Source organism: Micromonospora sp. NPDC049257, from assembly GCF_040678915.1.
GTDB lineage: Bacteria > Actinomycetota > Actinomycetes > Mycobacteriales > Micromonosporaceae > Micromonospora > Micromonospora antibiotica.
This window is the reverse complement of record NZ_JBFAQU010000011.1, coordinates 77,058-96,233: the sequence shown is the minus strand read 5'-3', so window position 1 is coordinate 96,233 and position 19,176 is coordinate 77,058. Positions and strand designations below refer to the sequence as shown.

Sequence of the window (19,176 nt, the reverse complement as noted above, 5' to 3'; positions counted from 1 at the left end):
CCGGATGACGGAAAGTCATGCGAAACGATTTCACCCCCGGCGGGAATCCCCCGGGTCAGTTATTCCGGTCCGGCACGAACCGGCTGGTGATCAGGGCGAAGTTGTCCAGGTTGGCGTTCCAGTCCTTCGCCGCCACCTCCCACCGCAGCCCGTAGCCCCGGTTGGTGGCGGTGACGAAACCCCGGTTGCGGACGTGGATGCGGGTGTTGTCCCGGCTCTCCAACCAGTCCCAGTCGGCGCAGGTGCGGTAACCGCCGCACGCCTTGATGTCGAGGTACTGGTAGTTGTTGACGTACTTCTTCCGGTCCGGTTCCTTGTTCTTCCAGTCGGCGACCGCATCCTTGAGCGGGCTGGACGTCCACTGGATGAACAGTTCCCGCACCCCGTTCGGCTCGGTGATGACCACCGCGTCGGAACGGACGCTGCGCCGCCAGCCCTTCGGCACCGGGACCTTGAACGTCGGCCCCTGGTACATCTCCCAACCCTCAGGCAGCGCGTTCGGGTCGGTGGAAGGGGTGGCCGACGGCGTCGGGCTGGACGCGGCGCTGGTCGGGGGCGGAGCCGCCGGAGCCGACGTCGGGGCGGCGGAGGACGCGGCGACGCTCGTCGGGTCGGCCTGCGGGGTACCGTCCCCCGGCTCGTCGGAGCTGGTCAGCAATGGGACGGCCAGCGCCAATCCCACCAGCAGCACCGCGACCAGCGCGCCGATCAGCAGGTTACGTCGCTTGTGGTCCGGTGGCGTCTCGTCGTACACCGGGACGGAGGCGACTCCGGCGGACCCGGCGGACGGGCTGACCGGCGTGTCCAGCACGGCGGTGGGGTTGGCCGGCGGGCCCGGGTCGAGGCCGGCGCGGGCCGCCGGGGCGACCGCGCCCGACGGCCCGGCATCGGTCGGCACACCGGCCTTCCCGGTCGGCGCGGTTTCCGCAGGCGTCGACCCGGGGACCCGGGTGGTCGGTGCGGCGTCCGCGTCGCTCGACGGGACGACCCCACCGGTCGGTGCGGCATCCGCAGCCACCGACGCGGCGGCCCCACCGGTGGGCGTAGTCCCGGCCGACTGCACCATGCTGGTCGGCGCGTCGTCGACATCACCCGGTGGGGTGACCTTCGTGGTGGGCCCGGCGTCCGCACCGGCCGACATCTTCGTGGTGACGTCCGCACCCGTGGTCGACGCCCCGGTGACGACAGTCGCCTCCGCAGCGCCACCCGTAGCGGTGGCACCACCCGCCGTGGCCCGCGCGGCGGCACTGTCCGACGCCGCCTTCGCCGCCGCGGTGCCGGTGGCGGCCCCCGCCGCGGCGGCCAGGGACGACGAGGTCTTCGCGCCCCCGCCCTGCGCCGGGCGGGGTGCCGGCACCACCGGCGTACGCGGCTCACGTGGGCCGTTCGGCCCCGGCCGGCGTACCCCGTCGAGCAGTGAGATGCCCCTGGCGCGCTTGCCGGCGGCCCGGCGCAGCATGCGCTCCGCGACCTCGGCGGTGATCCGCTCGGTCGGGTCCTTGCGGAGCAGGCCGGTCAGCACCGGCTTCAACGGGCCGGCGTTCCTGGCCGGCGGCAGCGGCTCCGTGGCCAGCGCGGCCAGGGTGCCGATCGCCGACGGCCGGGCGTACGGCGACTTGCCCTCCACGGCCGCGTAGAGCGTCGCCCCCAACGACCAGAGGTCCGCCTCCGGCCCGGCGGTGCCGTCGCGGGCCCGCTCCGGCGCGATGTACGCGGGCGAGCCCAGCACCATTCCCGTCCGGGTGACGTTCGGGTCGCCGGGAATGGTGGCCAGTCCGAAATCGGTCAGCACCACCCGACCGTCGGTGCCGAGCAGCACGTTGCCCGGCTTGACGTCCCGGTGCATCACCCCGGCCTTGTGGGCGGACTTCAGCGCGCCCAGCACGCCCAGGCCGATCTCCACCGCGCGGGCCGGGGGCACCGGGCCGTCCTCGGCGAGGGTGTCCTGCAACGACCTCGACGCCACGTACTCCATGACGATCCACGGGTCACCGTCGGTACGCAGCACGTCGAAGATGCGCACCACGTTGACGTGGTTGAGCCGGGCGATCGCCCGCGCCTCACGCAGCGACCGCTCCCGCATCTCGCGCCGCTCGTCGTCGGTCAGGCTGGGCGGCGGGACCAACTCCTTGATGGCGACGTCCCGGTGCAGCACCTCGTCACGTGCCCTCCAGACCCGGCCCATGCCACCCTGACCGAGCGGCGCGAGCAGCCGGTACCGGTCAGCGACGAGTTGGGAAGGCACGTCAGACATCGGTGAGACGGTACCCGGCCGCACCAACGCGCACACCGCCGGCACGCCACTGTGCGACGTGGGTCAACTTGTCGACGCGTACCCTGGCGACATGTCTGCCGAAGAGCCGCTGTTCCGGGTAGTCCGGGGGGTTCCCACCGCCGAGGAACTGGCCGCGCTCGTGGGCGCGATCACCCTCCGTTCCCGGCCGGCCGGCACACCCAGGCCCGCCGTAGGGTCCACGTGGGCCCGTAGCGCCCGTCCGGTCGGCGTGGTCCCGGTGCCCGGTCGTGACGCCTGGCGCACCTCCGGCCTGCCCCGCTGACAGCCGACGCCACCGGGCCAGGCTTGCCGGCCGACGGCCGGCGGCCGACGGCGGCCGTCCGGGGCTGCTGACTGGCCGAGGACGGCCGGAGCCAGTGCCGGGCTGCTGACTGGCGGAGGGCGGCCGGGGCCAGTGCCGGGGCTGCCGGGATCGCCGAACAGCCACTAGCCTCACTCTGGGAGACGGTGTCGTGACGTTCGGGAGGACCAGTGATCCCTGAGGAGGGCCGCCCAGCTTCTTGGCTGGGCAACTACGGCGGCATCGAGGCCGACATCCGACAGATGCGGGAGTTCGCCGACCAACTCCAGGCCGAGGTCGAACGGAACTACACGCCACACCTGCGCTACATCGCCGACGACATGACCGCCGCCGTACCCAACCCGTGCGACGCGTTCATCGAGCTGGTGCACTTCCTCCAAGCGCACTGGGAGACCCAGCAGGCCACCTCCGACCTGGTGCACGGCCTGGCCGGCGCCACCGGCCGGCTGGCGACCGCCGCCAACCGGATCGCCACCGACTACCAGGGTGCCGACGCCTTCGCCCACGCCCGGGTGACCGACGTCGAACGCGCCCTGCACGGCGCACAGGTCACCGCATCCACTCTCACCGGCCGTTCCTCGTGGACCGCTCCCGCGCCCAACAGCCCCGAAAATCCGGGCCCGGTGGTGCTGCCGTGATCGAACGGGGCAGCGGCCGCACCTCCGGCCTCACCGACTGGCAACTCATGGACGTGCTCAGCATGTGGGCCTGCCTCCAGGACCAGGAGACCCAGGGGCACTGGAAACACGTCGCGGGATGGCGCAAGGTCTGCGACCTCGCCCAGGCTCATCTGCGGAGACTCCAGCAGTACCGCAGCGGCCTCGCCGAGGCATGGCCACCCGCCACCAACGACGCCGCCAAGGCGTACCTCGGTGAACTGGACGAGCTGATCAGCAGGGTGCAGCACACCCACGACACCGCCGCCGCCAACCACGACGCCCTCGCCGCCGCCGCCCGCGCCATCGACAGCACCAGACCGCAACTGAAGCGGCTGCACGACGAGTACGCGACGAAGCTCCAGCAGAAGCGGGGGTACGAAGCCACACTGGCCGACCCCAAGGCGGCGATGGGCAGCCGGGTGGTGGACCCACCGGTGAGCGATGGCGACCTGGAGCGGTTGAACGTGCAAGCACGCGGGATCATGTTCGGGCTCAGTGGTGAACTCCAACAAGCCCAAGCAATGCTCCAAAAACCTCCACCAGTACGTACCCCTCGCGACCTTGGCAATCCGGATACTTATGGCAGCTCTACCCCAATACCAATAATCCCCCCGATCACTCCCATGCCAGTAGGGCAACCTGCAGCAGCACCCCCTAAACCCAAGGGAGCCAAAACCGCAAAGACGGGCCAGCTTGCATCACATTCGAATGGCGGCCCCACGCTCGGCGGCACTGTTGGCTCGTTGTCGCCGAACCCGATTCAGGAAGCCAACCCTGCAAACCACATAGGCGCCAAAAATCCTCAGCCAGGTTTTGGCATTCCGCCGACATTAGCAACAACAAGGCCAACAGAGCCATTCAATGGGGCGGGAAATACACAAGGACGTCAAATCCCCGCGAGCAGGCTTCCCGCTACCGACAGAAGCCTAGGCCCCCATACAGGCAATCCACCGAGAACTACGCCCCACAGCGGCGTCATTGGCGGCACGCCCGGAGCAGCAATAGGCCCGCCAGTCACGAACGGCACCCACCGACGAATTAATCCAGTTGGCGGGGTCATTGGCGGCGGCGGTGCCGGCCTTGCCCCGACAGGGGGTGCCGGAACAAGGCCCGGTGGGGGTAGGGGCAGTCAATTCGGTGGACTCGGCGGCTTCCCACCCGTCGGCGGTGGAACCAAGATGGGTGGATTTAACAACCCTTCAACTAGGGATGAGACCACACACACAGGTTCATCTCCCCAGTGGGATCCCAGCCATCCATGGGCGACCGAAAAAGGGGTGCCACCAGTGGTCAATCCTCCAGAAGAGGAGGGACCAATCGACCCTGGCCCCGCCATCGGCTTTAACCGATGACAAGTATCAGCAGGAGGATTTGCTTCCCGCGCCTCCTTGCGTTGGCACAAGTGTTCAGCATCTTGGCAGTGTCGACACCTGCGACCGCAACACCCAAGGGGACGGACTTAATACGTGGCGACCAATGGCATCTGAAATTCGTGAAGGCGGTTGACGCACACCGAATAAACCAGGGCAGCGGATCGGTGGTTGCTGTTATAGATACCGGAGTTTCCCCCCATCCAGACTTAAAAGGAAACATGCTCGCAGGAACTGATACGATTCCCGGAGGATTTGGGAACGGTCAGAGCGACCGCGATAGCCACGGCACCGGAATGGCGGGATTAGTCGCAGCACACGGCCAACGAAACGGCACGGGGGCACTCGGAATTGCACCAGAGGCGAAGGTAATTCCCATTCTTTCCTTCCCTCCGAAAGGTGATGGCACCCCAGACTCCCTTGCCGACGGAATCAATTTCGCAATTGAGCACAGAGCCAATATAATATGCATCTCCAGTGTCGGCAGCAGAAGCCCCTACCTGGACCAGATGGTCGCCCGCGCCCTTACTTCCGACATTGTTGTTGTAGCCGCCGCCGGCAATCTTCCCGATGATGCAAGGGTGGGCTATCCCGCCTCCGTTGCCGGAGTTGTCGCCGTAGGCGGAGTGGACCAAAAAGGGGAACATGCTTCTATTTCTGTGAGTGGTCCCGAGGTTGATGTTGTTGCGCCGGCTGTCGACATCTACAGCACCAGCATCAACGGCAAGTACCGCAAGGGAACCGGTACGTCCGATGCGACGGCCATTGTTGCCGGGGCGGCGGCGCTGGTCCGCTCGAAGTACCCCTACCTTCCCGCCGCCGAGGTCGTACACCGGCTGACGGCCACAGCTGTCGACAAAGGTCCTCCCGGCCGGGACGACGAGTACGGCTATGGCGTCATCGACCTGGTGGCCGCGCTCACCGCCGATGTCCCACCCCTCGGCTTCGAGAGCGTCACCGCCGCTCCCCCGCAGGCAGGGACGACGAGCGCAGCCACGTCATCGTCCGGTGGGAACGACGATGGCGGTGCCGCCGCACGGGGGTGGGCGACGTTGGGGGTGATCGTGGCTGCCGGGTGCGGGTTCCTGGTGTGGCGTCGTCGCCGACGTGCCGACGACCCGCCACCACGGATCAGCCGGTAGCGTCGGCCCGTGTCCAATTCTTTGCCGCTGCGCCTCGTACTCGCCTCGCAGAGCCCCGCCCGCCGCAAGTTGCTCCAGGCCGCCGGGATCGAGCCGGACGTACTGGTGAGTGGGGTCGACGAGTCCCAGGTGGTCGCGGATCGGGCCGAGGATCTCTGCCTGGAGTTGGCCCGGCTGAAGGCGCAGGCGGTGTCCGACCGGCTGCGTACCATTGCGGACGAGCGGACTCTGGTGTTGGGGTGCGACTCGGTGCTCGCGTTCGACGGTGAGATTCTCGGCAAGCCGGCGGATGCGGCCGACGCCACCCGACGGTGGGAGCGGATGCGTGGGCGCAGCGGGGTGTTGCACACCGGGCACTGTCTGCTCGACGTGGTGCGTGAGTCCCGCGCGGAGGCGGTGGCCTCGACGGTCGTGCACTTCGCGGACGTCACCGATGCGGAGATCGCCGCGTACGTGGCCACGGGTGAGCCGTTGGCGGTGGCGGGGGCGTTCACCATCGACGGGTTGGGCGGGGCGTTCCTGAACGGGATCGAGGGTGATCCGGGAACGGTGGTCGGGTTGTCGTTGCCGCTGCTCCGTGGGTTGTTGCGCGATCTGGAGCTGAGCATCACCGACCTGTGGTCGAAGGTCGCGCCGGGCGCCCAGGAGATCGAGCCGCTGGGCTAACGTCCGGTCATGACCACGAAGTCGCTGCCGCTGACGCCGGAACTGCACGCCTACCTCGTCGCCCACGGGTCTCCGCCGGACGAGATCATCCGCGATCTGGCTGAGGAGACCCGCGCGGTGCTGCCGGCGCACGCCGAGATGCAGGTGGCGCCGGAGCAGGCGGCGTTCCTCACCTTCCTGACCCGGCTGCTGGGTGCCCGGCAGGCCGTCGAGGTGGGCACGTTCACCGGGCTGTCGTCGCTGGCGATCGCCCGTGGGCTGCCCGAGGACGGTCGGCTCACCTGCTTCGACATTTCGGAGGAGTTCACCGGTATCGCCCGGTCCTACTGGCAGCGCGCCGGGGTGGCCGACCGGATCGAGTTGCGCATCGGCCCGGCTGCGGAGACGCTGCGGGAGTTGCCGCACGAGCGTTACCTGGACTTCGCCTTCATCGACGCCGACAAGACCGGCTACCCGGTGTACTGGGCGGAGTTGGTGCCGAGGATGCGGCCCGGCGCGGTCATCGCGGTCGACAACACCCTGCGCGGCGGCCGGGTGCTCGCCCCCCGTGACGCCGCCGACCGGGCGATCGCCGCTTTCAACGACGAGGTGCTCGCCGACGTACGTGTCGACGCGGTGCTGCTCCCCCTGGCCGACGGCGTCACCCTCGCCCGGGTGCACTGACCGGCCGGCCGGGGGAATGGCGAGTTCGGCTCCCCTGGGCCGATGTTGCGGTGTCCACCTCGCACCGATACCGCTCGGCGGCACACAGTCGATCACCTCCCCACGGCATCCGGCCGGGATGCCGTGGGGAGGTGGGGAGTCGTGGGGAGGTGGGGCGACGGTCTGACGCGACGAGCCCGTGACCGGGCCTCGCCGGGGTGGGGATCGTCAGCGGACGCTGCGGGCGAACTGTCGGGCCGCCCAGAAGACCCCGGCGGCGGCGAGCACCGCGATGATGCCCAGCCCCTGCCACACCTTGTCGTTGGCGAGGTCACCGGCGAACAACGCCCGGGTGCCGTCGACCGCCCAGGAGAACGGGTTCCACTCGGCGACCCCCTGGAGCCAGCCGGGGGCGAAGGTGAGCGGCAGCAGGATGCCGGAGAGCAGCAGCACCGGCTGGGCCACGGTGTTCATCAACGGGGCGAGCGCGTCCTCGCTCTTGACCTTGAGTGCGACGCCGTACGAGACGGCCGAGGTCATCAGCGCGATCAGGGCCAGCATCAGGTACGCCAGCAGCAGGTCCCCGATGAAGACCCGCAGGTCGAACAGGAGCGCCAGCAGGGTGATGATGATCGCCTGCACGATCAGCGAGACGACGTCGCGCAGGGAGCGGCCGAGCAGCAGGGCGAGCCGGCTGATCGGGGTGACCCGGGACCGCTCGATTACCCCGGCGCGCAGTTCGGCGATCAGGCCGAAGCCCTGGAACAGTCCGCCGAAGATGGCCAGCAGCACCAGCAGGCCCGGTACGAAGATCTTGTAGGCGGCGGCCTGGGTGGGCGCGTTCAGCGCCGGCTTGAGCAGCGGGGCGAAGAGCAGCAGGTACATCACCGGCTGGAAGACGCCGACGAAGACCCAGACCGGGTTGCGCAGCAGCAGTTGAAGTTGGCGTTGGAAGATCAGCCAGGTGTCGCGGGCGAATTTCATCCGTGGTCTCCGGTGTCTCAGGACTCGCGCAGCGAGCGGCCGGTCTTGGTGAGGAAGACGTCGTCGAGGCTGGGGCGGTGCAGCTCGATGGAGCTCATGACCAGCCCGGCGTGGTCGAGCCGGCGCAGGACCTGCGGGATGGCGGTGGTGCCCTCGTCGACGTAGAGGCGCAGCCCGCCCTCGTCGACGGTCTCCAGCTTGTTGAGGTATTCCTCGCTGTCGAGGAGTTCGGCGGCCTGCGGGGTGCTCGCCACGTCGAGTCCGACGAGCACGACGTCGCCGGAGATCTCCCGCTTCAGCTCGGCCGGGGTGCCCTCGGCGACCACCTCGCCGTGGTCCATGATCGCGATCCGGTCGCAGAGCGCGTCGGCCTCGTCGAGGTAGTGCGTGGTGATGAAGACGGTCATCCCCTCGGTACGCAGCCGGCGGATCTCGTCCCACATGTGCGCGCGGCTCTGCGGGTCGAGGCCGGTGGTCGGCTCGTCGAGAAAGACGATCTTCGGCTCGTGGATGATGCCGAGGGCGATCTCCACCCGTCGCCGCTGGCCGCCCGAGTAGGTCTTGCACTTGCGGTCCGCGTACTCGGTGAGCTGGAAGGCCTCCAGGGCGCGGACCGCGCGGCGGTGCGCGTCGGCCTTGCCGATGCCGTACATCCGGGCGTGCAGGACGAGTTCCTCGCGGGCGGTGCTCTCGTCCCAGGTGCTGCCGCCCTGGGCGACGTAGCCGATCCGGCGGCGTACCTCGGCCGGGTCCTTGCGCAGGTCGGCACCGGCGATGGTGGCCTCGCCGCCGTCCGGCTCGATGAGCGTGGCGAGCATCCGCAGGGTGGTGGTCTTGCCGGCGCCGTTGGGGCCGAGGAAACCGAAGATCTCTCCCGCCGGGACCTGGAGGTTCACCCCCCGGACGGCGTCGACCGTTTTCGTCTCCCGACCCTGCCGGGAGCGGAACGACTTCCGCAGCCCTCTGGTCTCGATCATCTCTGCTCCTGGTCGTCCGGGCCGGGTGGTGCCGGCCGTCGTCTGCCCCCGTGACGCCATGCGGCGCACTCCCGCAACGGGCCGGAAGCAGGCTAACGCGATATAGCTTCTATGGTCAACGTTGATTATTGCTTTTCTCGACGGGCGGCGGAGCACCGTCGGTCGTGCCGGGCGGCAGAGCACCCTCGGCCGTGCCGCGCTGCGGAGCGCCGTCGGTCCAGCCGGGCCAGACGCCCTCCCCCGTCAGCCCAGCAGGCAGGTACGACACCCCGGAGTCGATCCGCTCGGCGATCCGCCCGCACCACGCCATCTCCGCCTCGGCCCGGGCCAGCCACAGCTCGAACATCCAGGTCACGTGCACCGGCTTGCTGTCGCGCACCCAGTCGGAGTCCAACGAGGCACGCATCGACTCGACACCGGCGCGCAGCAGGTTCGCCCGGTTGCGCAGCGCCGCCGCCGCCTCCTCGCGGGGCATCGCCGGCAGGAACGAGAAGGCCGCCGCGAACGGGTCCGGCACCTCGTGCAGCTGCCACCACTGCGCCCGCAGCAACGTCTCGAACTCCTCGCCCCCCTTGGGCGTCACCTCGTAGGTGGTGCGCGCCGGACGGGCACCGACCTGCTCGGTGGCGACCGCCCGCAACAGGCCCTCCTCGGTCAGCTTGCGCAACGCGTGGTAGATCGAGCCGGGCTGCACGTTCGCCCACTTGTCGGCACCCCAGCTCAACAGCTCGCGGCGTACGTCGTAGCCGTGCACGGGCTGCATCCACCGAACCAGCCCCAGGATCATCAACCGAGTCGCAGACACCGTACAAGCGTAATAACCAAGTTTGACTAGTCGACCGCGACCACAGTGCGGCATCCCACACTGAATGATCGTTAGGGGGCCTCCGGGCTGCCGATACACTCCCGAGGCAACGACCCCGGGAGGAGCACCAAGGTGCGCAAGGTACTCATCGCCAACCGTGGAGAGATCGCCGTCCGCGTCATCCGGGCCTGCCGCGACGCGGGTCTGGGCAGCGTCGCCGTCTACGCGGACTCCGACCGGGACGCCCTGCACACCACCCTCGCCGACGAGGCGTACGCCCTCGGTGGCGACACCGCCGCCGACAGCTACCTGCGCATCGACAAGCTGATCGAGGTGGCCCGGCGGGCCGGCGCGGACGCCGTACACCCGGGTTACGGCTTCCTCTCCGAGAACGCCGACTTCGCCCAGGCCGTGCTGGACGCGGGCCTGACCTGGATCGGTCCGACCCCGCAGGCGATCCGCGACCTCGGTGACAAGGTCACTGCCCGGCACCTCGCCCAACGGGCCGGTGCACCCCTGGTCCCCGGCACCGCCGACCCGGTCGCCGACGCCGACGAGGTGACCGCCTTCGCCGTCGAACACGGCCTGCCGGTCGCCATCAAGGCCGCCTTCGGCGGGGGCGGGCGGGGCCTCAAGGTGGCCCGCACCCTGGAGGAGATCCCCCACCTGTTCGAGTCGGCAACCCGGGAGGCAGTCGCCGCGTTCGGCCGGGGCGAGTGCTTCGTCGAGCGCTACCTCGACCAGCCCCGGCACGTCGAGGCGCAGGTGCTGGCCGACCGGCACGGCAACGTCGTCGTGGTCGGCACCCGGGACTGCTCCCTGCAACGCCGGCACCAGAAGCTGGTCGAGGAGGCCCCCGCGCCGTTCCTCACCGACGCGCAGCGCAACCAGATCCACGACAGCGCCAAGGCGATCTGCCGGGAGGCCGGCTACCACGGTGCCGGCACGGTCGAATACCTGGTCGGCGGCGACGGCACCGTCTCCTTCCTGGAGGTCAACACCCGGCTCCAGGTGGAGCACCCGGTAACCGAGGAGACCGCCGGCGTCGACCTGGTCCGCGAACAGTTCCGGATCGCCGACGGCGAGAAACTGCGGTTCACCGCGGACCCGACCCCGCGCGGGCACGCCATCGAGTTCCGGATCAACGGCGAGGACCCGGGCCGCAACTTCCTGCCCGCCCCCGGCACCATCACCGCGCTGCGGCTGCCCACCGGCCCCGGCGTCCGGGTCGACACCGGGGTCAGCGCCGGCGACGTGATCGGCGGCAACTTCGACTCGCTGCTGGCCAAGGTGATCGTCACCGGCGAGACCCGCGCCGAGGCGATCGAACGGGCCCGCCGGGTGCTCGACGAGATGGTCGTCGAGGGGATGGCCACCGCGCTGCCGTTCCACCGCCTCGTCGTCCGCGACCCGGCGTTCACCACCGAGCCGTTCACCGTGCACACCCGATGGATCGAGACCGAGTTCGACAACACCGTCCCGGCGTTCACCCCGACCGCCGGCCCCGCCGAGACGGCGGCGGCACGCGAGACCGTCGTGGTCGAGGTGGGCGGCAAGCGGCTGGAGGTCACCCTCCCCGCCGGCCTCACCGGGGGTACGACCACCGCCGCCCCCGCCGCCCGCCGGCCGGCCCGTCGCGGTGGCGGCACCGGCACGGGTACGGCGGTCAGCGGCGACGCGCTCACCTCCCCCATGCAGGGCACCATCGTCAAGATCGCCGTCGCGGACGGGGACACCGTCGCCGAGGGGGACCTGGTCGTCGTCCTGGAGGCGATGAAGATGGAGCAGCCGTTGCACGCGCACAAGGCGGGCACGGTCGCGGGGCTCGCCGCCAAGGTCGGTGAGGTGCTCACCGCCGGCGCGGCGATCTGCACCATCGCCTGACCCGCTCCACGGCCCGCCGCCTGTTCCGCCTTCCGGCCGTACCCCCGGTGGGCCGGCAGATCCCCGGCCCCCCGCCGCCGGACGGCCCCCGCAGCGGTGGGGTGGTCTGGGCCACCGACGGCGGCGGGACGGGGCGGAAGCGGGAATGATGGCGGGGTGAGGTTCCTTCATGGCGCGGTGCCCGCGCACGACCTGACCTACAACGACGTCTTCATGGCCCCGGCCCGGTCCGAGGTCGGTTCGCGGCTCGACGTCGACCTGTCCACCGGTGACGGCACCGGCACCACCATCCCGCTGGTGGTGGCGAACATGACGGCGGTGGCCGGCCGGCGGATGGCCGAGACGGTGGCCCGGCGCGGCGCGATCGCGGTCATCCCGCAGGACATCCCGATCGAGGTGGTCGCCACCGTGGTCGACTGGGTCAAGCAGCGGCACCTGGTGCACGACACCCCGATCACGCTCGGCCCGACCGACACCGTCGGCGACGCCATCCACCTGCTGCCCAAGAAGTCCCACGGCGCGGTGGTGGTGGTCGACGAGGCCGGTCGGCCGGTGGGGGTGGTCACCGAGGCGGACACCCACGAGGTGGACCGGTTCGCCCAGCTCCAACACGTGATGTCGACCGAGCTGCACACGGTGCCGGCCGACGCGGACCCGCGTACCGGATTCGAACGGCTCAACGCGGGACGGCGGCGACTGGCCCCGGTGGTCGACGACGACGGTCGCCTGGTCGGGGTGCTCACCCGGCAGGGCGCGCTGCGGGCCACCCTCTACCGGCCGGCCGTCGACGACCGGGGGCGGCTGCGCATCGCGGCGGCGGTCGGCATCAACGGTGACGTCACCGGAAAGGCCGAGGCGCTGCTCGCGGCGGGCGTCGACACCCTCGTGGTGGACACCGCGCACGGGCACCAGGAACGGATGATGTCCGCGTTGCGGGCGGTCCGCAAACTCGACCCCCCGGTCCCGGTGGCCGCCGGCAACGTGGTCACCTCCGAGGGGGTACGCGACCTGGTCGAGGCGGGCGCGGACATCATCAAGGTCGGGGTGGGGCCGGGCGCGATGTGCACCACCCGGATGATGACCGGGGTCGGCCGACCCCAGTTCTCCGCCGTGCTGGACTGCGCGGCGGCGGCCCGCGCCCTCGGCCGGCACGTCTGGGCCGACGGCGGGGTACGCCACCCCCGGGACGTGGCGCTGGCGCTGGCCGCCGGGGCGTCCAACGTGATGGTGGGCTCCTGGTTCGCCGGCACCTACGAGTCACCGGGTGACCTCTACACCGAGCCCGACGGGCGACGCTACAAGGAGAGCTTCGGGATGGCCTCGTCGCGCGCGGTCAGCGCCCGGACCGCCGAGGACAGCGCCTTCGACCGGGCCCGTAAGGCGATCTTCGAGGAGGGCATCTCCACCGCCCGGATGTACCTGGACCCGGCCCGCCCCGGTGTCGAGGACCTGATCGACGAGATCATCTCCGGGGTACGCAGCGCCTGCACCTACGCCGGCGCCCGCACCCTCGACGAGTTCCACGAACGCGCCCTGGTCGGCGTCCAGAGCCACGCCGGCTACACCGAAGGCATGCCCCTCCCCACCAGCTGGTAACCCCCCTCCCCCTCCCACCCACCCCCACCCCCGCCCCTCGCCCCCACCCACCCCCACCCCCGCCCCTCGCCCCCACCCCCCCGCCCCGCCCCGCCCCGCCCCCGGGCGAGTTGATCAAGAGGTTTGCGTCACCCACCGCCAGATTCCCGACGCAAACTTCTTGATCACCACCTCACCAACCCGCTCTGCTCGGGTGATCAAGAGGTTTACGTCACCGGCAACGGAATTCCTGACGCGAATCTCTTGATCACCGACTCAGACACTCAGACGGTGGGGTGATCAAGAGGTTTGCGTCAGCTGGGGTGGACGGGGTGACGTAAACCTCTTGATCAACTCGCCCGGGGGCGGGGGCGGGGGCGGGGGCGGGGGTGGGGTGGGGCGGGGTGGGGGTGGGGGTGGGGGTGGGTGGGTCAGGGTGGGGGGATTAGGTGGCGGATTACGGTGCGGGCGGCGGCGCGGGGGTCGGCGTCGACGTCGGGGGGTAGCGCGCCGGAGAGCCAGAGCGTGGCGAAGCCGTGCACGATCGACCAGGCGGCCAACGCGTCCGTCCGTGACTCGCCCGGCTCGGCCCGGTGCGGTGGCAGGGCCGCCACGCCGAGGTGCAGCGCCGCACCCGCGCGCTCCCGGGCGGCCCGCACCTCGGGGGCGTCGGCCCGGTACAGTTCGGGTCGGAACATCACCTCGAAGTGCGCCCGGTGACTGACGGCGAAGTCCACGTAGGCCACCCCGACGTCGAGCAGGTCGCCACCGGCTGCGGTCAGCGCGGCGGCCAGCAGGTCGAACCCCTCGACGGCGAGGGCGGTGAGCAACCCGGCCTTGTCACCGAAGTGGTGGGTCGGGGCGGCGTGCGAGACGCCCGCGCGGCGGGCGAGGTCGCGCAGGCTGAGCGCCGCCGGGCCGGATTCTTCGATCGCCGCCACCGCCGCCGTGAGCAGGGCGCGAGGCAGATCTCCGTGGTGGTAGGCGCGGGTGACGGTCATGACACGATCGTATCTTTACGTTGACAAGAAAGCGATCGGGGCGGCTATCTTGGCAATATAAAGATTTGCGCCTCAGGAGGTTCGCATGGTTCCGTTCATCGCTCTGCTCGTCGGCACCGCCGTCGCACGCCTGGTCGGCCTGGCGGGCGTGGACGCGCTCGACGGCTGGCACCCCGCGCTCCGCGTCGGCCTGGCACTACTTTTCATGCTGACCGGTTTCGCCCACTTCACCTCGCCCCGCCGGGAGGGTCTGATCGCCATGGTCCCACCCCGCCTGCCCTTCCCCGGCGCTCTGGCCACCATGACCGGAGTGCTGGAGCTGGCGGGCGCGGTGGGCCTGCTGATCCCGGTCACCGCCCGCCCGGTCGCCGCCGGCCTGGCCCTGATGATGGTGGCGATGTTCCCCGCGAACGTCTCGGCGGCCCGACGCGGCCTGACCCTGGCCGGTCGACCCGTCACCCCGCTCGGTCCGCGTACGGCGCTCCAGATCCTGTACGTCGGAGCAGCCCTGGCCATTTCGTTTGGCCCCTGACGGTCTGGGGGCTAACATACTCAGCGTGCAGATGGAACCACTGGCTGCCTATCCCGACGTGCTCCGCAGCGTGCCGCTCGGGCGGCTGCTGTCGGTCGCCGGCCACCTCGTCGACCAGCACTGGGGTCGTTACCTGGCCGAACACCACGGCCTCACCCCGGCCGGGATGCGGGTGCTGTTCACCCTGACCCATCTCGACGACGCCACCCACCGGGACGTCGCCGACCGCTGCTTCGTCCGGCCCGCCACCCTCACCGGGATCGTCGACACCCTCGAACGGGACGGCTTCGTCGAGCGCCGCCGCGACGACGCCGACCGGCGGACCGTCCGACTGGCGCTGACCGACAAGGGGCGGGAACACACCCGCTCCCTGGTCGACCGGATGCGCACCGACACCCCGCTCACCTCCGTCGACGCCGACCCGGCCCGACGCGCGGTGATCCGGGATTTTCTGATCGAGGTCATCACGACCATGTCCGACGGGGAGGACAAGAGGTTGACAACACAGCACCAGGACACGACCGACGACCCGAGGCCCGGGAGCCATCCGTGCTGATCAGTCTGCTGCGCCGCTACCTGCGGCCCTACCACCGGCCGCTGGGCGCGGTGGTGCTGCTCCAGTTCGTCGGCACGATGGCCTCGCTCTACCTGCCGAGCCTCAACGCCGACATCATCGACCTGGGGGTGGCCCGGGGCGACACCGACTACATCATCCGTACCGGCGGTTGGATGCTGCTGGTCAGCCTGCTCCAGATCGCCTGCGCGGTGACGGCGGTCTACTTCGGCGCGCGTACCGCGATGGCCTTCGGCCGGGACGTCCGCGCGGCGATCTTCAGGCAGGTCAACCGGTTCTCCGCCCGCGAGGTGGCCCGCTTCGGCGCACCCTCGCTGATCACCCGCAACACCAACGACGTGCAACAGGTGCAGATGCTCGTGCTGATGAGCTGCACCATGCTGGTCGCCGCGCCGATCATGAGCGTCGGCGGGGTGGTGATGGCGCTGCGGGAGGACATCGGCCTGTCCTGGCTGATGCTGGTCAGCGTGCCGGTGCTCGCCATCGCGCTGGGCCTGGTCATCCGCCAGATGGTGCCCGGGTTCCGGCTCATGCAGACCCGCATCGACACGGTCAACCGGGTGCTCCGCGAGCAGATCACCGGCATCCGGGTGGTCCGGGCGTTCGTCCGCGAGCCGTACGAGACGCAGCGGTTCGGGGTGGCCAACGCCGACCTGACCGCCACCGCCCTGCGGGTCGGTCGGCTGATGGCGCTGATCTTCCCGGTGGTGATGCTGGTGCTCAACGTCTCCAGCGTCGCCGTGCTGTGGTTCGGGGCGCAGCGGGTCGACTCCGGGCAGATCCAGATCGGCGCGCTGACCGCCTTCCTGGCGTACCTGATGCAGATCCTGATGGCCGTCATGATGGCCACCTTCATGCTGATGATGGTGCCGCGCGCGGCGGTCTGCGCCGAACGCGTCACCGAGGTGCTGGACACCGAGTCCACTGTGGTGCCACCGGCCGACCCGGTCACCCGGGTCGACGGCCACGGTGAGCTGGAGCTGCGCGGCGTGGCCTTCCAGTACCCGGGGGCCAGCGCGCCGGTGCTGCACGACATCTCGTTCCGGGCCACCCCCGGGCGGACCACCGCCGTGATCGGGTCGACCGGCGCCGGCAAGACCACCCTGCTGACCCTGATCCCCCGGCTGGTCGACCCGACCGCCGGCACAGTGCTGGTCGACGGGGTCGACGTCCGCGAACTGGCCCCCGAGGAGCTGTGGCGGCGGATCGGCCTGGTGCCGCAGAAGCCCTACCTGTTCACCGGCACGGTGGCCAGCAACCTGCGCTACGGCAACCCGGACGCCACCGACGACGAGCTGTGGACGGCGTTGGAGATCGCCCAGGCCCGGGACTTCGTGGCCCAGATGACCGGCGGGCTGGACGCCCCGATCACGCAGGGCGGGACGAACGTCTCCGGCGGGCAGCGGCAACGCCTCGCCATCGCGCGGGCGCTCGTCCGCAAGCCGGAGATCTACCTGTTCGACGACTCGTTCTCGGCGCTCGACCTGGGCACCGACGCCCGGTTGCGGGCCGCGCTGCGCCCGGTCACCGCCGACGCCGCAGTGGTGATCGTCGCCCAACGGGTCTCCACGATCATCGACGCCGACCAGATCATCGTGCTGGAGGACGGAGGCGTGGTCGGGATGGGCCGCCACGACGAACTACTCGACGACTGTCCCACGTACGCCGAGATCGTGGCGTCCCAGCAGACGACGGGGGTGCCGGCATGACCGCCGTACCCGAGCAGAAGAAGGCCCCGGAGGAGACCACGCCGAAGCGGCTGCCGGCGGCCGGCCGGCGCACCGGCGGGCCGCCGTGGATGAGCGCCGGCATGCCGGCGGAGAAGTCGATGAACTTCGGGCCGTCGGCCCGCCGGCTGCTCGGCCGGCTGCGACCGCACCGGGTGACGCTGACCGGCATCATCGCCCTGGCGGTGACCAGCGTCGGGTTCAGCGTGATCGGGCCGAAGATCCTCGGCCACGCCACCGACATCATCTTCGCCGGGGTGATCGGCCGGCAGTTGCCTGCGGGCACCACCGTCGACCAGGCGGTGTCCGGGATGCGGGCCGCCGGCAACGACAACCTCGCCGACATGGTCGCCCGGATGGACGTGGTCCCCGGGGCCGGCATCGACTTCGACGCCCTCGGCCGGACGCTGCTGTTCGCCCTCGGCCTCTATGTCGCCGCCAGCCTGCTGATGTGGTGGCAGGGCTGGCTGCTCAACGGGGTGGTGCAGGCCACCGTGCTGCGGTTGCGTGCCGAGGTGGAGGAGAAACTCAACCGGCTGCCGCTGCCCTACTTCGACCGGCAGCCGCGCGGCGAGCTGCTCAGCCGGGTCACCAACGACATCGACAACATCTCGCAGACCCTGTCGCAGACGCTGAGCCAACTGCTCACCTCGCTGCTGACCGTGGTCGGCGTACTGGCGATGATGTTCTGGATCTCGCCGCTGCTGGCGCTGGTCGCGCTGGTCGCGGTGCCGCTGTCGGTGATCGTGACGCAGCAGATCGCCAAGCGGTCGCAGCAGAAGTTCATCGCCCAGTGGACCCACACCGGCGAGCTGAACGGTCAGATCGAGGAGGCGTTCACCGGCCACGAACTGGTCAAGGTCTTCGGTCGCTCCCCGGAGGTGGAGGCCACCTTCCACGCCAAGAACGAGGAGTTGTTCCGGGCCAGCTTCGGCGCCCAGTTCATCTCCGGGATCATCATGCCGGCGATGATGTTCGTCGGGAACCTCAGCTACGTGGCGATCGCCGTGGTCGGCGGGCTGCGGGTGGCCTCCGGGTCGATGAGCCTCGGTGACGTGCAGGCGTTCATCCAGTACTCGCGGCAGTTCACCCAGCCGCTCACCCAGCTCGCCTCGATGGCGAACCTGCTCCAGTCCGGGGTGGCCTCCGCCGAACGGGTGTTCGCCGTCCTCGACGCCGACGAGCAGAGCCCCGACCCGGCCACGCCGGCCCGGGTCGTCGAACCGCACGGCCGGGTCGAGTTCGAGAACATCTCCTTCCGGTACGACCCGGACAAGCCGCTGATCGACGACCTGTCGCTGGTCGCCGAGCCCGGCCACACCGTCGCCATCGTCGGCCCCACCGGCGCCGGCAAGACCACCCTGGTCAACCTGGTGATGCGCTTCTACGAACTGGACGCCGGGCGGATCACCCTCGACGGGGTGGACATCACCACGCTGCGCCGCGACGACCTGCGCGGCCGGATCGGCATGGTGCTCCAGGACACCTGGCTGTTCGGCGGCACCATCCGGGACAACATCGCCTACGGCCGGCCGGACGCCACCGAGGAGGAGATCCTCGCCGCCGCGCGGGCCACCTTCGTGGACCGGTTCGTCCGTAGCCTCCCCGACGGGTACGACACCGTCATCGACGAGGAGGGCAGCAACGTCAGCGCCGGGGAGAAGCAGCTCATCACCATCGCGCGGGCGTTCCTGGCGGAGCCGTCGCTGCTGATCCTGGACGAGGCGACCAGCTCGGTGGACACCCGTACCGAGGTGCTGCTGCAACGGGCGATGGCGGCGCTGCGCTCCGACCGGACCAGCTTCGTCATCGCGCACCGACTGTCCACGATCCGCGACGCCCACCTGATCCTGATGATGGAGGACGGGCGGATCGTCGAGCAGGGCACCCACCAGCAACTGCTCGCCGCGCGGGGGGCGTACCACCGGCTCTATCAGGCGCAGTTCGCCGCGGCGGTGGTCGACGACGAGGTTGCGCCGGCAGCGGCCCGGGGCTGAGTGACAGACCGGTGCGGGGGCCGGGGGGACGACCCCCCGGCCCC

18 protein-coding genes are annotated in these 19,176 nt (G+C 70.3%); 12 read left to right on the top strand and 6 right to left on the bottom strand.

The window, feature by feature from the left end; translation table 11 throughout:
• Positions 1-55: 55 nt before the first annotated feature.
• On the bottom strand, positions 56-2,254 hold the full coding sequence (locus AB0K25_RS18120; RefSeq protein ID WP_363821271.1) for a protein kinase: 2,199 nt from the start codon (positions 2,252-2,254) through the stop codon (positions 56-58).
• A 91-nt stretch (positions 2,255-2,345) separates the two neighbouring features.
• Between AB0K25_RS18120 and AB0K25_RS18115 the strand changes: the two genes are divergently transcribed.
• The 6 genes from AB0K25_RS18115 (at position 2,346) to AB0K25_RS18090 (ending at position 7,097) form a co-directional block, all read left to right on the top strand.
• Positions 2,346-2,558: an acyl-CoA carboxylase subunit epsilon gene (locus AB0K25_RS18115; RefSeq protein ID WP_363821269.1), complete on the top strand. Its 213-nt coding sequence runs from the start codon at positions 2,346-2,348 to the stop codon at positions 2,556-2,558.
• Between the two features lie 209 nt (positions 2,559-2,767).
• Positions 2,768-3,235, top strand: a complete 468-nt coding sequence (locus AB0K25_RS18110; protein WP_363821266.1) for a hypothetical protein — start codon at positions 2,768-2,770, stop codon at positions 3,233-3,235.
• Positions 3,232-4,608 carry a hypothetical protein gene (locus AB0K25_RS18105; RefSeq protein WP_363821264.1) on the top strand — a complete coding sequence of 459 codons (1,377 nt, stop codon included), beginning with the start codon at positions 3,232-3,234 and terminating at the stop codon, positions 4,606-4,608. Before AB0K25_RS18110 ends, AB0K25_RS18105 begins: the two co-directional genes overlap by 4 nt.
• The gene (locus tag AB0K25_RS18100; RefSeq protein ID WP_363821262.1) at positions 4,605-5,768 is read left to right on the top strand and encodes a S8 family serine peptidase; all 1,164 of its coding nucleotides are present in this window, start codon (positions 4,605-4,607) and stop codon (positions 5,766-5,768) included. Before AB0K25_RS18105 ends, AB0K25_RS18100 begins: the two co-directional genes overlap by 4 nt.
• 9 nt (positions 5,769-5,777) lie before the next feature.
• The gene (locus AB0K25_RS18095; RefSeq protein WP_363821259.1) at positions 5,778-6,434 is read left to right on the top strand and encodes a Maf family protein; all 657 of its coding nucleotides are present in this window, start codon (positions 5,778-5,780) and stop codon (positions 6,432-6,434) included.
• A 9-nt stretch (positions 6,435-6,443) separates the two neighbouring features.
• The gene (locus tag AB0K25_RS18090; RefSeq protein ID WP_219467063.1) at positions 6,444-7,097 is read left to right on the top strand and encodes an O-methyltransferase; all 654 of its coding nucleotides are present in this window, start codon (positions 6,444-6,446) and stop codon (positions 7,095-7,097) included.
• Here the strand turns inward: AB0K25_RS18090 and AB0K25_RS18085 are convergent.
• From AB0K25_RS18085 to AB0K25_RS18070, 4 genes are all read right to left on the bottom strand, one after another.
• Positions 7,075-7,389, bottom strand: a complete 315-nt coding sequence (locus tag AB0K25_RS18085; RefSeq protein WP_357536227.1) for a DUF3079 domain-containing protein — start codon at positions 7,387-7,389, stop codon at positions 7,075-7,077. The two genes, AB0K25_RS18090 and AB0K25_RS18085, sit on opposite strands and share 23 nt — an antisense overlap.
• Positions 7,305-8,060, bottom strand: coding sequence for an ABC transporter permease (locus AB0K25_RS18080; protein WP_208568600.1), 756 nt, complete (start codon positions 8,058-8,060; stop codon positions 7,305-7,307). The genes AB0K25_RS18085 and AB0K25_RS18080 overlap by 85 nt, the downstream gene beginning before the upstream one ends.
• 17 nt (positions 8,061-8,077) lie before the next feature.
• A complete protein-coding gene (locus AB0K25_RS18075) occupies positions 8,078-9,037 on the bottom strand; it encodes an ATP-binding cassette domain-containing protein (protein WP_208568601.1) in 960 nt (319 codons plus the stop codon).
• A gap of 115 nt (positions 9,038-9,152) precedes the next feature.
• Positions 9,153-9,842: a PadR family transcriptional regulator gene (locus AB0K25_RS18070; protein WP_363821256.1), complete on the bottom strand. Its 690-nt coding sequence runs from the start codon at positions 9,840-9,842 to the stop codon at positions 9,153-9,155.
• 132 nt (positions 9,843-9,974) lie between these two features.
• Between AB0K25_RS18070 and AB0K25_RS18065 the strand changes: the two genes are divergently transcribed.
• Together AB0K25_RS18065 and AB0K25_RS18060 are read left to right on the top strand one after the other, a co-directional pair.
• Positions 9,975-11,726, top strand: coding sequence for a biotin carboxylase N-terminal domain-containing protein (locus AB0K25_RS18065; RefSeq protein WP_363821253.1), 1,752 nt, complete (start codon positions 9,975-9,977; stop codon positions 11,724-11,726).
• Positions 11,727-11,882: 156 nt separating this feature from the next.
• Positions 11,883-13,322: a GuaB1 family IMP dehydrogenase-related protein gene (locus AB0K25_RS18060; protein ID WP_219467038.1), complete on the top strand. Its 1,440-nt coding sequence runs from the start codon at positions 11,883-11,885 to the stop codon at positions 13,320-13,322.
• A gap of 410 nt (positions 13,323-13,732) precedes the next feature.
• Here AB0K25_RS18060 and AB0K25_RS18055 read toward each other — a convergent pair whose 3' ends face one another.
• Positions 13,733-14,302, bottom strand: a complete 570-nt coding sequence (locus tag AB0K25_RS18055) for a TetR/AcrR family transcriptional regulator (RefSeq protein WP_363821251.1) — start codon at positions 14,300-14,302, stop codon at positions 13,733-13,735.
• 85 nt (positions 14,303-14,387) lie between these two features.
• Between AB0K25_RS18055 and AB0K25_RS18050 the strand changes: the two genes are divergently transcribed.
• The 4 genes from AB0K25_RS18050 to AB0K25_RS18035 are packed head-to-tail and all read left to right on the top strand — an operon-like array spanning position 14,388 to position 19,132.
• Positions 14,388-14,834, top strand: a complete 447-nt coding sequence (locus tag AB0K25_RS18050) for a DoxX family membrane protein (protein WP_219467032.1) — start codon at positions 14,388-14,390, stop codon at positions 14,832-14,834.
• 31 nt (positions 14,835-14,865) lie between these two features.
• Positions 14,866-15,390 (top strand): MarR family winged helix-turn-helix transcriptional regulator, encoded by a 525-nt coding sequence (locus AB0K25_RS18045; protein ID WP_219470663.1) that lies wholly within the window; start codon positions 14,866-14,868, stop codon positions 15,388-15,390.
• The gene (locus AB0K25_RS18040; protein WP_219467029.1) at positions 15,384-17,117 is read left to right on the top strand and encodes an ABC transporter ATP-binding protein; all 1,734 of its coding nucleotides are present in this window, start codon (positions 15,384-15,386) and stop codon (positions 17,115-17,117) included. Before AB0K25_RS18045 ends, AB0K25_RS18040 begins: the two co-directional genes overlap by 7 nt.
• Positions 17,114-19,132 carry an ABC transporter ATP-binding protein gene (locus AB0K25_RS18035; protein WP_363821248.1) on the top strand — a complete coding sequence of 673 codons (2,019 nt, stop codon included), beginning with the start codon at positions 17,114-17,116 and terminating at the stop codon, positions 19,130-19,132. Before AB0K25_RS18040 ends, AB0K25_RS18035 begins: the two co-directional genes overlap by 4 nt.
• Positions 19,133-19,176 lie beyond the last annotated feature (44 nt).

Bases quoted from the DNA above. Each gene is read 5' to 3' on its own strand.
- AB0K25_RS18120 (WP_363821271.1), bottom strand. From the start codon at position 2,254: ATGTCTGACGTGCCTTCCCAACTCGTCGCTGACCGGTACCGGCTGCTC.
- AB0K25_RS18115 (WP_363821269.1), top strand. From the start codon at position 2,346: ATGTCTGCCGAAGAGCCGCTGTTCCGGGTAGTCCGGGGGGTTCCCACC.
- AB0K25_RS18100 (WP_363821262.1), top strand. From the start codon at position 4,605: ATGACAAGTATCAGCAGGAGGATTTGCTTCCCGCGCCTCCTTGCGTTG.
- AB0K25_RS18090 (WP_219467063.1), top strand. From the start codon at position 6,444: ATGACCACGAAGTCGCTGCCGCTGACGCCGGAACTGCACGCCTACCTC.
- AB0K25_RS18080 (WP_208568600.1), bottom strand. From the start codon at position 8,060: ATGAAATTCGCCCGCGACACCTGGCTGATCTTCCAACGCCAACTTCAA.
- AB0K25_RS18075 (WP_208568601.1), bottom strand. From the start codon at position 9,037: ATGATCGAGACCAGAGGGCTGCGGAAGTCGTTCCGCTCCCGGCAGGGT.
- AB0K25_RS18055 (WP_363821251.1), bottom strand. From the start codon at position 14,302: ATGACCGTCACCCGCGCCTACCACCACGGAGATCTGCCTCGCGCCCTG.
- AB0K25_RS18050 (WP_219467032.1), top strand. From the start codon at position 14,388: ATGGTTCCGTTCATCGCTCTGCTCGTCGGCACCGCCGTCGCACGCCTG.
- AB0K25_RS18045 (WP_219470663.1), top strand. From the start codon at position 14,866: ATGGAACCACTGGCTGCCTATCCCGACGTGCTCCGCAGCGTGCCGCTC.
- AB0K25_RS18035 (WP_363821248.1), top strand. From the start codon at position 17,114: ATGACCGCCGTACCCGAGCAGAAGAAGGCCCCGGAGGAGACCACGCCG.